Genomic DNA, 13,432 nt, shown 5'->3' with positions numbered 1-13,432 from the left:
ACCCGGCCCTTCCACTTCTCGTTGCCCAGCAGCCAGTCGAACGACTCGGTCTGCAGGGCGAGAAGGTCAGGAACTTCGAGGGGCTCCTGGATGCGCGAAAAAGAGACGCGACGGGGACCGGCGGGTATGGCGGAGGCGTTGCGCGAGGCTGCCAACAGATGTCCTTCCGGAAGGCACGGACGGAATCGGACTGCGCGCATGCCGAACGCCCCGGCAGAAGCCAGGGCGTGGAAGGGCAGCGCGAGGGAGCAGCATAACGCAAACAGGAAACGGATGTCCACACCTACTATAAGCGTCAACCTCGGTGCCGCCTTCAGGATGACACAGCGGGGTGAACTCGTCAACTTCCACGCCGATCCGAAGCCCGGCGCCTTGACCTGGACAGGTTGCCTGCCCGTCAAATATCGTTAACTCTTAGGAAGGTTTCCTTTTTATTCCTGTCTCATCCCCCCAGGAGCACAGGTGCGCAAGAGCACAGTCGCCGCCATGACCGCCGCCACAGGAATGCTGGTCCTGCTGCCGGCCTCCGCGGCCCACGCCCACGGAACCATGTCCAACCCGCCCAGCCGTGTCTACGTCTGCAAGAACGAAGGCCCCGAGGCGCCGAAGTCCGACGCCTGCAAGGCCGCCGTGGCCGCCAGCGGGCCCCAGGCGTTCTACGACTGGAACGAGGTCTCGCTGCTCGAAGCGGGCGGGCGGCACCGCCAGCTCATCCCCGACGGCAAGCTCTGCAGCGCGGGCCGCGAGAAGTATCGCGGGCTCGACCTGCAGCGCGCCGACTGGCCCGCGACCCAGGTGCGGCCGGGAAACTTCACGCTGACCTACCACGCGTCCGCGCCGCACGGCAACAGCAACTTCGAGTTCTACATCACGCGCGACGGCTGGAACCCGACCATGCCGCTCAAGTGGTCTGACCTCGTCCACATCAAGACGTTCAACGGCCAGAACCCGACCACGTTCACGAACTGGACCATCAACCTGCCCCAGCGCAGCGGCAGGCACATCCTCTACTCGATCTGGCAGCGCGTGGTCGGCAGCAACGAGGCCTTCTACACCTGCTCGGACGTCGACTTCGGCGGCGGCAGCACGCCCACCCCCACCCCGACGCCCACGCCGACCCCCACGCCCACCCCGACCCCGACGCCGACTCCCACCCCCACGCCGACGTCGACGCAGCCCGGCGGCACGTGGAGCGCGGGCACGGCCTACCGGACGGGTGACCGGGTCACCTACGGCGGCGCGACCTACGAGTGCCTGCAGCCGCACACCGCCCTCACCGGCTGGGAGCCGCCGAACGTGGCCGCCCTCTGGAAGCGGATCTAGGAATTGGCCGGAACAGCGGCACGCTGGACCGCCACAGTCCTGAGTCTGCTGCTGGTCGTCGCCTGCGGGCCCCCCCCGTCGCCTGCGGACCCACCCGGTCCGCAGGCGATCCGGTCAACGCCGAGGACGTGATGTTCGTCCAGATGATGGTCCAGCATCATCGCCAGGGCATCGAGATCGCCGAAGTGGGCGCCGCCAGGGCGAAGACGCCGGAGCTGAAGACGCTGGCGTCGGCCATCGCGCTCACCCAGCAGGACGAGGTCGAGATGATGCTGCGCTGGCTGCACGCCTGGTCGCAGCCCCTGACCGCCGCCTCGGACTCGCACGACCACCACGGCGGCATGCCGGAGACCGACCGGAAGCAGATCGCCGACCTGAAGAAGTCCAAGAGCTTCGAACGTGACTTCCTCAACTTGCTGATCGCCCACCAGGACGACGCCGTCCAGATGGCCGGCGCCGAAACGGCAGGCGGCGCCAACCCGGAGGTGAAGCAGTGGGCGACCCGCGTCGAGGCGTCCCGCAAGGAGCAGATCCAGCAGATGCTGGCCCTGCTCAAGCGCGAACCCGCCAAGCGGACGTAGCCGGCGAACGGAGCTGACCGGCAGGTCACCTCTCCACGGGTGGGGCGGTGACGCGCCGGTTGGCGTACAGGCTGGTGAGCGTGACGGTCGTCAGGACCGCGACGATCACCCCCAGCGAGGCGAGCGTGGGGATCTCCGGCACCGCCGGCCAGATGCCGTGCGCCCAGTGCAGCACGAGCTTGAGGCCGATGAAGCCGAGGATGACGCCGAGCCCGTGGTTCAGGTGCCGCAGCTTCTCCAGTACGCCCTGCAGCACGAAGTACAGCGCGCGCAGCCCCAGCAGGGCGAAGGCGTTGGTGACGAAGACGAGGAACGGGTCCTCGGTCACGCCGTACACCGCGGGCACCGAGTCGACGGCGAAGACGATGTCCGTGGCGAAGACGGCCACGATGGCGAGCGCGAGCGGGGTCAGGGCGCGCCGGCCCCCCTCGCGGACCGTCAGGCGGGAGCCCCGGTAGTCGCCGGTGACCGGCATGAACCGCCGCAGCAGGCGCACCGAGCGCATCGAGTCGATGTCGACCTGCTGCTCCCGGCCGCTCAGCGCCTCCTTGAGGATCTTCCAGGCGGTGACGACCAGGATGCCGCCGAACAGCAGGAACGCCCACGTGCCGCTCTGCAGCACCGCGGCGCCCAGCGCGATGAACACCGCGCGCAACACCAGCGCCCCGATGATCCCGTACAGCAGCACCCGCTGGGCCAGCTCGCGCGGCACCGCGAACGCGGACAGCAGCAGCATGAACACGAACAGGTTGTCCACCGACAGCGACTTCTCCACCACGTAGCCGGTGTAGAACTCCACCGCCACGCCGCCGCCGAACGCGCTCCACACGTAGACGCCGAACAGCAGCGGGAGCGCCAGGTAGAACACCGACCAGCCGACCGCCTCGCGCATCCGCACCTCGTGCGGGCGCCGCGTCAGGACGAAGTCGACGCCCAGCAGCAGGACCAGGCCGGCGATCGTGACCGCCCACAGGCCGGGTGAGCCGATCGTCTCCAGCTGGGCAGCCGTCATCGAACCGGGTGGAGCGAGCATGGAACCTCCTCGAACGAGAGCCGTTCGAGGTCTCCTTCACCCGCGGCGCGCGGGCGGCCGCCCGGGGACGAGGTCACGTCCGTACTGACCGGGCCGGCGCTTGGGAAGTACTCCCCTCGCCCCCCAAGGGTAGGCGAACCCGCCGGTACGAGCCACCGCCGGGAGACCGATTGACCGGTGCGGGGCCCCGGGACGATAGTGGAGGAAGCACGGAGGGGAGTACCCGCCGTCCGACGTCCCGGCCGTCATCACGGCCTCCGCAGGCCCGGCGGGACGGCCCTTCCCGGCGCGGGAGGGTGCGGGAAGACCTTCGTCCTCGCAGTCGAGGCCGAAGGAGTCCTCATGTTCTTCGAAATTCTGCTGGGCGCCCTGCTGATCCTCTCCGCGCTGGTCGCGGCCGCCGTGCTGTGGGTGGGGCCGCCGCGCTCCCCCGTCGAGCGCCGGCACCGTACGACCCCCGTCGAGGATCGGCCGGACTGGCCGGGACGGCGGGACTGACGAACCTGGTAAGCTACGTGCCGTTGGTTCGGATTCGGCTGGAGGGAGGTGAGGTTTGATGACCGCGGTGAAGACCGCTGCCCTGCGCAGCGCCCGGACATTCCTCACGTCCCGGGCCCCGGTCTGACCCACTTCCACCCCTTGCCGTAAGCCGTCGGGCTTGCGTGGCGGGGTGATGCCTGCGTCTCGTCGGGGCCCCTTCCCGCAAGGTGTCTCACGTTGCCACAACTTTTCACCGATCCATCCGACGGCGGTCTGACCCGATACGGGTGGACCGACGCGCTCGACGAAGACTTCGCCCCTCACCGGGCGGCCGGTCTGATGCCGGCCCGGATCGTGCGCGTCGACCGCGGCCGCTGTGACGCGGTCACCGCGGCCGGCCCCGTACGCGCCGGTCTCGCGGCGCTGCACTCCCCCGATCCGCTCCTGGCGCCCTGCACCGGAGACTGGGCCGCGCTGCGGCCCGGCCCCGAGCCGGAGCTGGTGGCGCTGCTGCCGCGCAGCAGCGCGATCGTCCGCTCGTCGGCGTCCGGCACCTCCCACGGGCAGGTGCTGGCCGCCAACGTCGACGTCGTCGCCATCGCGCTCTCGCTCGCGGCCCCGCTGGACGGGGCCCGGCTGGAACGCATGCTGGCCCTGGCCTGGGAGAGCGGTGCCCGGCCGCTGGTCGTGCTCACCAAGGCCGACCTGGCCGCCGACGCAGAAGCCGCCCGCGCCGAGGCTGCCACGCTCGCACCGGGCGTCGACATCCTGGTCACCAGCGTGACCACCGGCCAGAACATCGACGTCCTCACCGCGTCGCTGAGCGGCACCACGGTCCTGCTCGGCTCGTCCGGAGCGGGCAAGTCCAGCCTCGGCAACGCGCTGCTCGGCGACGACCTGCTCGCCATCGGCGCGGTGCGGGAGCGTGACGGCAAGGGCCGCCACACCACCGTCCGCCGCGAGCTCGTCCCGCTGCCGTCCGGAGGCGTCCTCATCGACACCCCCGGCCTGCGCGGGATCAGCCTGTACGACGCCGCGGACGGCCTGGAGCGGACCTTCGCCGAGATCGAGGCGCTGGCCCGCGACTGCCGCTTCGGCGACTGCGCTCACGACACCGAGCCAGGCTGCGCGGTGCAGGCCGCCATCGAGGCGGGCGAGCTGACCGAACGCCGCCTGAACAGCTACCGCAAGCTGCAGCGCGAGAACGCGTGGGCCGCCGCGCGGACCGACGCCCGGCTGCGCGGCGAGCGCACCGACAGGCAGAAGGCCATCACCAGCCATCTGCGTGCCACCTACAAGTTCAGGGACCAGCAGTCATGACCGCCGACACGCCGCCCGCGGCGGCCGATCCGGTCGTGACCGCGTTCTTCGCCCTGCACGACGGCCTGCGCCGGGAGGGCCCAGGCTCCGACGCGACCACCCGCCGCCTACTCGACCTGGCGGGGCCGCTGCCGGCGCGCCCGCGCGTGCTGGACGCCGGCTGCGGCCGGGGCCCGGCCGCGCTGCTTCTCGCCCGGGAGGCCGGCGCCGAGGTGACCGCGGTCGACCTGCACCAGCCGTTCCTCGACGACCTGGACCTCGCCGCCCGCGAGGCCGGGCTGCCCGTCCGCACGCTGCGGGCGTCGATGGCCGAGCTGTCCTTCCCCGACGGGAGCTTCGACCTGATCTGGGCCGAAGGCTCCGTCTACAACGTTGGCTTCGACACGGCGCTGCGCGTGTGGCGGCGGCTGCTCGCTCCCGGCGGCACGCTGGTCGTCACCGAGTGCGAGTGGAGCACCGGCTCCCCCTCGCCCGAGGCACGCGCGTTCTGGGACGGCCACTACCGGCTGCGCACCCACGAGCAGAACGCCGCCGCCGCCCGCGCCGCCGGCTACGACGTCGTCGCGGTGCACCCGCTCCCCGACGGCGACTGGTTCGACGAGTACTACACGCCGCTCGCCGAACGGGCCCGCGCCGCCGACCCGGCCGTGCCCGGGATGCGCGAGGCCGTCGAAGCCACCCTCCAAGAGATCGCCATGCGCCGCGACCACGGCGCCGAATACCAGTACACCGGCTACGTCCTGCGCCCGCAGGCCACCACGGAAACGGACACCATGACCACCTCCTGGATCACCCGCCCCGAGACCACCGCCGACCTCGCCCGCATCCGCGAGGTCAACCTCGCCGCCTTCCCCAGCGCGCACGAGGCCGACCTGGTCGAGGCGCTGCGGGCCGACCCCGAGGCGTGGCTGCCCGGCCTGTCCTGGGTCGCCGAGACGGCCGACGGCGAGCTGGCCGGATTCGCGCTGCTGACCCGCTGCCACGTCGACGGTGAGCCCGCGCTCACCCTGGGCCCGTGCGCGGTCTCGCCCGAGCACCAGCGGACGGGCGCCGGCTCGGCCGCCATCGAAGGAGCCCTGCGCGCCGCCCGCGAGCAGGGCGAGAACCTCGTGCTGGTGCTCGGCCACGCCGAGTACTACCCGCGCTTCGGCTTCACCCCGGCGTCCGGCTTCGGCATCCGGCCGCCGTTCGAGGTCGAGGACAAGTACATGATGGCGCTGGCCCTCGACCCGGCCCGCCCGGTGCCGACCGGCACGATCCGCTACCCGGCGGCGTTCGGGGTCTGACGGACGCGCGTGGACGGCGGCCGGACAGTCCGGCCGCCGTCCACCACCGTCGTCATTGATCCCGGCGTCCAGGGCGGCGCGCACGCCCTGGGCGTGGGGTCAGGGCTGCAGGAGGACCTTGACGGCGCGGCGCTCGTCCATCGCCCGATAGCCCTCGGCGGCCCGCTCCAGGGGCAGCGTGAGGTCGAAGACCCTGCCGGGGTCGATCGCGCGGTCGCAGATCAGCTCGACGAGCTCGGGCAGGTACTGGCGCACCGGGGCGGGGCCGCCGTGCAGGTGCACGAGGGAGAAGAACAGCTCGTCGCCGGGCAGCGCGACGTCGTGGCTGACGCCGACGTAGCCGACGTGGCCGCCGGGCCGGGTGGAGCGGATGGCCTGCATCATCGACTGCTGGGTGCCGACCGCCTCGACGACGCTGTGGGCGCCGAGCCCGTTCGTCAGCTCCTTGACGGCGGCCACGCCGTCGTCGCCGCGCTCGGTGACGACGTCGGTGGCGCCGAACTGGCGGGCGAGCTCCTGGCGCGGGGCGTGGCGGCTCATCGCGATGATGCGCTCGGCGCCGAGCTGCCTGGCGGCCAGGACCGCGCACAGGCCGACCGCGCCGTCACCGACGACGGCGACGGTCCTGCCCGGCCCCGCCCCGGCGGCCACCGCGGCGAACCAGCCGGTGCCGAGCACGTCCGAGGCGGCCAGCAGGCTCGGGACCAGGTCCGCGTCCGGCAGGCCGGGCGTGGCGACCAGCGTGCCGTCGGCCAGCGGGATGCGGGCGAACTCGGACTGCGTGCCGAGGGCGCCCATGAGCACCCGGTTGACGCAGCCGCTCTGGTAGCCCGCCCGGCAGATCTCGCACGTGTTGTCCGAGGCCCAGAACGAGCCGACCACGAACTGGCCCGGCCTGACCGTCGTGACCTGGCTGCCGACCTCCTCCACCACCCCGACGTACTCGTGCCCCATCGGGGCGGGCCCGTCCACCTGCTCCACGCCCCGGTACGGCCACAGGTCCGAGCCGCAGACGCAGGTGGCCGTCAGCCGGATGACCGCGTCGGTCGGCTCGATGATCGCCGGGTCTGGGCGGTCCTCGACACGGACGTCACCCGGGGCGTACAGCACTGCTCCACGCATGAGTGGATCTCCTTCAGACGGCAGCGGATGCCCGTCCTCTTACCGGGAACGGGCCGGGCGGTCCGCGCCCGGGGACAAGATGGCCGTCCCCAGGCCGATGCTTTGCCCCGCTGTGCGCCTACCGCTCCGCCGGCTGGGGAGCGCGGTGGGAGGCGACAAGGCTGAGCACGCCGATGACGAGCACCGGCCAGCCGCCCGTGACCGGGAAGTAGAGGACGCACAGCCCGAGGCCGAGGACGAGCAGGTACCAGCCGAGCTGCGCGGGCAGCCGCCCGGTCGTGCGGAGGATGTGCGCCGCCATCGTGCCCATGGCCAGCAGCGCGACGCCGGCAACCATGAACCACACGCTCGTCTCGCGGGCGTAGTAGTCGGGGACGCTGTCGTCGGCGAGGCTGCGGTAGAAGCCGTCGGCGGCGATCGCGCCCCACGCGTTGGGCTGGACGAACGCCCAGGCGAAGTGGAGCAGCGCCGTGGCGATGACGAGCCGGGGGATCCAGCGGGTCAGCGCGTTCATGCGGGCTCCGCCTCCTTCCGCGGGGCCAGCCGCAGCGCGCGCTGGTAGATGTCGCGCAGCTGGGGCGCGGGGACGGCCGGAATGATCTGCTGGGCGCCGATGAGGACCAGGTAGAGCAGGTGGGCCATGGGGTCCACGTCGCTCTCCGGGCCGCCGAGGTCGCGCCACAGCACCCGCAGGTAGTCGATGCGGGTGCGGTCGACGCGCTCCTGCACGGCGCGCACCTCGGCGTCCTGAAGCGCCCAGGCGCGCACCGCCGAGTCCAGGCCCTCGCTGACGCTCTCGTCGTCGAGGACGAGGTCGACCAGGGCGCGCAGCCGGGCGTCGGCGGTCCCTTCCGCCTCCTCCACCGCCGAGATGAAGCGCGCGGTGTGCTCGGCCTCGAAGTGCGCGAGCAGGTCGGTCTTGAAGCCCGCCATGCCTTTGAAGTGGTGGTAGAAGGAGCCCTTGGTGAGGTCGAGCTCCCCGCACAGCCGTTCGATGGTCAGCGCCCGGGCACCGTCCTCGGTGAGGACGCGGAGCCCGGTGCGCAGCCAGTCGCGTTTTGACGCCATGCCAGCGACCATACCGTACCGTATGGTGCTGAGAGGTGAGGGGGTCAGCCGACCTCCGCGAGCGCCCTGCGGTAGAAGGCGACCTGGTCGACAGCCACGCGTTCGCGCAGCTCGGGGTCGGTGTAGAAGGTGAAGTGGGTGCCGGGGAAGACGCGCAGCTCGCCGTGCGGCGCCCGGTCCGCGAGCTCCCGGCTCGTCTCCAGCGGCGTCTCGTGGTCGTCGGCGGCGGCGCAGACGAGCAGCGGGCAGCGCAGCCGCGCCGCGGCCTCGGCGGGACGGTAGCGCATCATGTCCAGCAGCGCCCGGGGGGCGATGCTGTTGCGCCACAGCGTCTTCGTGTTCCCGCCGGTCAGCGTGCGGATGTGCGCGTCGGCCTCGGGGGTGGCCGTGACCGCCCGCTCGCCGGGCCGGCCCACCATGGGGATGTAGTGCGGGCTCAGCCCGAGCCTGCCGCGCACCGCGTCCCACACGATGGAGCTCATCAGCCGCAGGGTCTGGGAGGTGTCGCGGTTCTCGACCCCTTTCGGGAACCCGTTGAACGGGATCTGCGCGACCACGGCGGCGACCTCGGGATCGTCGGCGGCCACGACGATGGCGTGCGCGCCGCCGAGCGAGTTGCCCCAGAGTGCCACCCGCGCCGGGTCGACCCGCTCGTGGGCGCGGGCGAAGGCGAGCGCCGCGCGCAGGTCGGCGCGCTGCCCGGCGAGGTCGGGAAGCTGCCGGGGCTCACCGCCGCTCTCGCCGAAGCTCCGGTAGTCGAACACGAGCGCGCCGAACCCCTCCCCGGCGAACCCCTCCGCGTACGGGAACAGGCGGTCCATCGTGCCGCTGAAGCCGTGGCACAGCACCACGCAGGGCACCCGCCCGGCGCCCGCGGGCAGGTAGAGGTAGCCGGCGCACCGGACGCCGCCGACGGTGAAGGACACCTGGGTCCGCTCGAACATACGGATCACCTCGAAGCCGTAGACTGACTGTCGGTAAGCACTCTAGCCCCGGAACTGACCATAGGTAAGTGAGATCCATGACACCCCAGCGGATCCTCGCCGCCGCCAGGACCCTGTTCGCCGCCCGCGGCTACCGGGCGACCTCCATGCAGTCCATCGCCGACCGGGTCGGCATCACCAAGGCCGCCCTCTACTACCACTTCGACTCCAAGGAGGAGATCCTCCACCAGCTCACGCTGCCCCTGCTCGACGAGCTGGAGGCGGTGCTCGCCGAGGCCGAGGCGTGCGGCGACCCCGGCGAGGTGCGGTGGCGGGCCGTCGAGGGCTACGTGGACGTGCACCTGCGCCACCGCGAGACGCTCACCATGCTGGTCAAGGACATGACGCTGCTGGTCCAGGCGCCGGTGGCCGAGCGGTTCCGCGCCGCGATCGCGCTGGCCAACGAGCTGGTGGCGGGGTCGGGCGGCGGGCTGGAGCAGCGGGTGCGCGCCTCGCAGGCGGTCGCCGGGCTGGCCGACCCGGTGGTCCTGTTCCGCGACGTGCCCGCCGACCGGCTCAGGGCCCTCATCCTGGACGGCGCCCGCGCGCTGCTCGGCGAACCGCCCCGCCCGCCCAAGTCCCCTCGCCCGTCCGAGCCGCCCCGCTCCCCGCAGGCGTCCCGTTCGCCGGAGGTCCCCGCCGGGCGGGGGCGCGCGCGGGGCAGGAGCGGCGGGCGGCCGGCCGCGCTGACCCCGGAGCAGACCGCGCGGGCCCGCGAGATGCACGCCGAGGGGCGCTCCGCCGAGGAGATCGCCACCACGTTCGGCGTCTCAAGAGCGACCGTCTACCGCAGTCTCAAAAACAAATGATTATGAGACTTTGATTTCGAAACAAGCAAACGGAGGCGCGTTGCTGTTTTAGCAAGAATGTTTGCCAGGATGGCGGAGGCTTACGCACCATCACGCCATGATGAAGACGCAGTATGACGTGATCGTCGTCGGAGGCGGCGCCGCCGGACTGAGCGGCGCCCTGACGCTGGCGCGGGCGCGCCGCTCGGTGCTCGTGATCGACTCCGGCCTGCCGCGCAACGCCCCGGCGTCCGGAATGCACAACTACCTGGGACGCGAAGGCATCGCGCCGTCGGAGTTCCTGGCCATCGGCCGCGAGGAGGCGGCCTCGTACGGCGCCGAGATCGTCACCGGCGTGGCCGTGACCGCCGAACGGCTGGACGGCGGCGGGTTCCGCGTGGAGCTGGAGGACGGCACCACCCGCACCGCCGCGCGCCTGCTGGTGACCACCGGGCTGGTCGACGAGCTGCCCGAGGTCGCCGGGCTCGCCGAACGCTGGGGCCGCGAGGTGCTGCACTGCCCCTACTGCCACGGCTACGAGGTGCGCGACCGGCGCATCGGCGTGCTGGCGAGCGGCCCCATGGCCGTGCGGCAGGCGCTGCTGTGGCGGCAGTGGAGCGACCGTGTGACGCTGTTCCTCAACGACGTGCCGTCGCCGACCGGCGAGGACCTCGAACAGCTCGCGGCCCGCGACATCGCCGTGGTCGGCGGCAAGGTCACCGGGCTGGAGGTGACGGACGACGCGCTCACCGGGGTGAACCTGGCCGACGGGCGGGTCGTCCCGGTCGAGGCCGTCGTCGTCGCGCCGCGCTTCACCGCGCGGGCGGGCGTCCTGGCCGGGCTCGGCCTGGAGCCGGTCGACCACGAGATGGCCGGGCACGTGCTCGGCTCGCACATCGCCGCCGACCCGACGGGAGCCACCGAGGTGCCCGGCGTCTGGGTCGCCGGCAACGTCGCCAACGTCGCCGAGGTCGTCATCGGCTCGGTCGCGGCGGGCGTGAAGGCCGCCGGCGCGATCAACGCCGACCTCGTCGCCGAGGAGACCCGCGAGGCCGTCGCCGCCCGCCGCACCCACCCCGCCGAGCACGGCGGCACTCAGGTTCTCGGCGGGGAGGAGTTCTGGGACGCCCGCTACAGCGAGAGTGACCGCGTCTGGAGCGGCAACCCGAACGACATCCTGGTCCGCGAGGCCGCCGACCTGCCGCCCGGCACCGCGCTCGACCTGGGATGCGGGGAGGGCGCCGACGCCATCTGGCTGGCCGGTCGCGGCTGGCGCGTCACGGCCGTGGACGTCTCCGGCGTGGCCCTGGAACGCGCCGCCCGCCAGGCGGCCGAGGCGGGCGTCGCCGACCGCGTCGACTGGCAGCGGCACGACCTCGGCCGGTCCTTCCCGGAAGGCGTCTACGACCTGGTCTCGGCGCACTTCCTGCACTCCTACGCCGAGCTGCCCCGCGAACGCGTCCTGCGCCGGGCCGCCGAGGCCGTCGCCCCGGGCGGGGTGCTGCTGATCGTCGGGCACGCCGGGTTCCCCTCCTGGGAGGAGAACCCGCACCCCGACGTGCACTTCCCCACCCCGCAGGAGGTCCTGCGCAGCCTGGAGCTCCGCGACGGCGCCTGGCAGGTGGAGCTCGCCGAGGAGCACGAGCGCGTCCAGACGCGCCCCGACGGCACCCCCGGCACCCGTACGGACAACGTGCTCAGGCTGCGGCGCCGCACCGGTTGAGCGGCGATGACGCTGGACGGGACGCGGGCGCGGCGGGCAACGTGGGGCGGGTGCACCACGAAACCTGGTACGACCGTCCCGAAGCCCGCCGCTGGACCTGCGAGCCCGCCCCCGCCGGGGTGCGGGAGTTCCACGCCGGCCTGGCCGGGTACGCGCCCACCCCGCTGACCGAGGTCCCCGGCCTGGCCTGGCCGCTCGGGGTGGGGCGGCTCCTGGTCAAGGACGAGTCGAACCGGCTGGGCCTGCCCGCGTTCAAGGCCCTGGGCGCCTCCTGGGCGATCCACCGGATCCTGGCCGTCCGCCCCGGGAACGATCCCGTACGGCTGGTCACCGCCACCGACGGCAACCACGGCCGGGCGGTGGCGCGGATGGCGCGGCGGTTCGGGCAGCGGGCGCACGTGTTCGTGCCGGAGGGCGTGCACCCGGCGGCGGTCGCGGCCATCGCGGCCGAGGAGGCGCGGGTCACCGAGGTCGCCGGCGACTACGACGAGGCGGTGCGCCGGGCCGCCGAGGCGGCGGAGGAGCCGGGCTCGGTGCTCGTCCAGGACACCGCCTGGCCCGGCTACGAGGAGACGCCCGGGTGGATCGTGGCGGGCTACTCGACGCTGTTCGCCGAGATCGACGAGCAGCTCGGCACCCCGGACCTGGTCGTCGTCCCGGCGGGCGTGGGGTCGCTCGCCCAGGCGGCGGTGATCCACTACCGCTCCGGCTCCGCCCCTGTGGCGCTGATGACGGTGGAGCCCGAATCGGCCGCCTGCGTGCTGGCCAGTCTCCGGCGGGGCGCGCCCGTCAGCGTCGGGACCGGCGACACGATCATGTCGGGGCTCAACTGCGGCACCCCGTCCAGCCTGGCGTGGCCGTACCTGAGAGACGGCCTGGACGCGGCGGTCGCGATCGGCGACGACGACAGCGCCGCCGCCGCGCGGGAGCTGGCCGGGCACGGGGTCGCGGCGGGCCCGTGCGGCGCGGCCTCGCTGGCGGGCGCCCGCGCTGCCCTGACCGGCGACGGCGCCGCCGCCCGCCGCGCGGCCCTGGGCCTCGGCCCGGACGCCACGGTCGTCCTGCTCAGCACCGAGGGCCCGGACGCCAACCCCGCCCTCTGACCGAGCGGTGTACGGTCCTCCGCCCAGGTCCCGTGACCTGGGCGATATCAGGATGCGCCGGGCGATGCGGACGCAGTAGCGTCCAGACCCATGACACCCTCACGCACCAGGCCCCCCTTCGTCGCGGACGAGCGCACCCAGCTCGTCGGCTGGCTCGACATGCAGCGCGCCATCGTTCACTGGAAGTGCGAGGGCCTCTCCGAGGAGGACGCGCACCGCCCGGTCCTGCCGGACTCGCCGCTGATGACCGTGGCCGGTCTGGTGTCGCACCTGCGTTGGGTCGAGCACTGCTGGTTCGAGGTGCTGTTCATGGGCGGCCCGGCCGTCGGCCCGCAGTTCGACGAGGACGGTCCCGAGGACGCCGACATGATGGTCGACGACGTCCCGCTGGCCCGCCTGCTGGAGGAGTACGAGCGGCAGTGCGCCGTGTCGAACGAGATCATCGCCGCGCACTCCCTGGACGACGTGGGCAAGCATCCCGACTTCCGCTCCGCCGCCGCCAGCCTGCGCTGGATGCTCATCCACATGGTCGAGGAGACGGCCCGCCACGCCGGCCACCTCGACACCGTCCGCGAGCTCGTCGACGGGACCAAGGGCTACTACTGACGCGGAAGCCTCTTGC

15 protein-coding genes and 1 pseudogene are annotated in these 13,432 nt (G+C 72.8%); 10 read left to right on the top strand and 6 right to left on the bottom strand.

The genetic code is table 11. The features are described from left to right. A partial coding sequence (locus tag KME80_RS21450; protein ID WP_372455373.1) for a hypothetical protein occupies window positions 1–200 on the bottom strand: 200 nt, incomplete at its 3' end. Window positions 201–462: 262 nt separating this feature from the next. On the opposite strand from KME80_RS21450, the gene KME80_RS21445 reads away from it, so the two are divergent. Both KME80_RS21445 and KME80_RS21440 read left to right on the top strand, forming a co-directional pair. Continuing rightward, on the top strand, window positions 463–1,323 hold the full coding sequence (locus KME80_RS21445; protein ID WP_219507713.1) for a lytic polysaccharide monooxygenase auxiliary activity family 9 protein: 861 nt from the start codon (window positions 463–465) through the stop codon (window positions 1,321–1,323). After that, the gene (locus KME80_RS21440) at window positions 1,251–1,904 is read left to right on the top strand and encodes a DUF305 domain-containing protein (RefSeq protein ID WP_504739721.1); all 654 of its coding nucleotides are present in this window, start codon (window positions 1,251–1,253) and stop codon (window positions 1,902–1,904) included. The genes KME80_RS21445 and KME80_RS21440 overlap by 73 nt, the downstream gene beginning before the upstream one ends. Before the next feature lie 25 nt (window positions 1,905–1,929). Here KME80_RS21440 and KME80_RS21435 read toward each other — a convergent pair whose 3' ends face one another. After that, window positions 1,930–2,937: a TerC family protein gene (locus tag KME80_RS21435; RefSeq protein ID WP_219507710.1), complete on the bottom strand. Its 1,008-nt coding sequence runs from the start codon at window positions 2,935–2,937 to the stop codon at window positions 1,930–1,932. A gap of 342 nt (window positions 2,938–3,279) precedes the next feature. Between KME80_RS21435 and KME80_RS21430 the strand changes: the two genes are divergently transcribed. From KME80_RS21430 to KME80_RS50520, 4 genes and pseudogenes are all read left to right on the top strand, one after another. Further along, on the top strand, window positions 3,280–3,435 hold the full coding sequence (locus KME80_RS21430) for a hypothetical protein (RefSeq protein ID WP_219507708.1): 156 nt from the start codon (window positions 3,280–3,282) through the stop codon (window positions 3,433–3,435). A gap of 219 nt (window positions 3,436–3,654) precedes the next feature. After that, window positions 3,655–4,737, top strand: coding sequence for a ribosome small subunit-dependent GTPase A (gene rsgA / locus KME80_RS21425; protein ID WP_219507706.1), 1,083 nt, complete (start codon window positions 3,655–3,657; stop codon window positions 4,735–4,737). Next, window positions 4,734–5,291 (top strand): annotated as a pseudogene (locus KME80_RS50525) (class I SAM-dependent methyltransferase); the annotation flags it as partial. The gene rsgA and the pseudogene KME80_RS50525, both read left to right, overlap by 4 nt. A gap of 219 nt (window positions 5,292–5,510) precedes the next feature. Next, the gene (locus KME80_RS50520) at window positions 5,511–6,023 is read left to right on the top strand and encodes a GNAT family N-acetyltransferase (protein WP_246645339.1); all 513 of its coding nucleotides are present in this window, start codon (window positions 5,511–5,513) and stop codon (window positions 6,021–6,023) included. Window positions 6,024–6,122: 99 nt separating this feature from the next. Here the strand turns inward: KME80_RS50520 and KME80_RS21415 are convergent, their stop codons facing one another. The 4 genes from KME80_RS21415 to KME80_RS21400 all read right to left on the bottom strand — a co-directional run bounded on the left by KME80_RS21415 (window position 6,123) and on the right by KME80_RS21400 (window position 9,157). After that, window positions 6,123–7,145: a zinc-dependent alcohol dehydrogenase family protein gene (locus tag KME80_RS21415; protein ID WP_219507704.1), complete on the bottom strand. Its 1,023-nt coding sequence runs from the start codon at window positions 7,143–7,145 to the stop codon at window positions 6,123–6,125. A 118-nt stretch (window positions 7,146–7,263) separates the two neighbouring features. After that, window positions 7,264–7,659 (bottom strand): DUF6463 family protein, encoded by a 396-nt coding sequence (locus KME80_RS21410; RefSeq protein WP_219507703.1) that lies wholly within the window; start codon window positions 7,657–7,659, stop codon window positions 7,264–7,266. Continuing rightward, window positions 7,656–8,213, bottom strand: a complete 558-nt coding sequence (locus KME80_RS21405) for a TetR/AcrR family transcriptional regulator (protein ID WP_219507702.1) — start codon at window positions 8,211–8,213, stop codon at window positions 7,656–7,658. Before KME80_RS21405 ends, KME80_RS21410 begins: the two co-directional genes overlap by 4 nt. A gap of 44 nt (window positions 8,214–8,257) precedes the next feature. After that, the gene (locus KME80_RS21400; protein ID WP_219507701.1) at window positions 8,258–9,157 is read right to left on the bottom strand and encodes an alpha/beta hydrolase; all 900 of its coding nucleotides are present in this window, start codon (window positions 9,155–9,157) and stop codon (window positions 8,258–8,260) included. Window positions 9,158–9,234: 77 nt separating this feature from the next. Here KME80_RS21400 and KME80_RS21395 point away from each other — a divergent pair, with 77 nt between their 5' ends. The 4 genes from KME80_RS21395 (at window position 9,235) to KME80_RS21380 (ending at window position 13,416) form a co-directional block, all read left to right on the top strand. Further along, a complete protein-coding gene (locus tag KME80_RS21395) occupies window positions 9,235–10,005 on the top strand; it encodes a TetR family transcriptional regulator (RefSeq protein ID WP_219507700.1) in 771 nt (256 codons plus the stop codon). 97 nt (window positions 10,006–10,102) lie between these two features. Then, a complete protein-coding gene (locus KME80_RS21390) occupies window positions 10,103–11,707 on the top strand; it encodes an FAD-dependent oxidoreductase (RefSeq protein ID WP_246645328.1) in 1,605 nt (534 codons plus the stop codon). Window positions 11,708–11,757: 50 nt separating this feature from the next. Continuing rightward, window positions 11,758–12,810, top strand: a complete 1,053-nt coding sequence (locus KME80_RS21385; RefSeq protein WP_308125862.1) for a diaminopropionate ammonia-lyase — start codon at window positions 11,758–11,760, stop codon at window positions 12,808–12,810. Between the two features lie 90 nt (window positions 12,811–12,900). Further along, window positions 12,901–13,416, top strand: a complete 516-nt coding sequence (locus tag KME80_RS21380; RefSeq protein ID WP_219507699.1) for a DinB family protein — start codon at window positions 12,901–12,903, stop codon at window positions 13,414–13,416. The last annotated feature ends 16 nt before the right edge of the window (window positions 13,417–13,432 follow it).

This window comes from Nonomuraea ceibae (assembly GCF_019396325.1).
GTDB lineage: Bacteria > Actinomycetota > Actinomycetes > Streptosporangiales > Streptosporangiaceae > Nonomuraea > Nonomuraea ceibae.
Note: the sequence above shows the minus strand (reverse complement) of the source record. Positions and strands in the feature narration are given on the sequence as shown.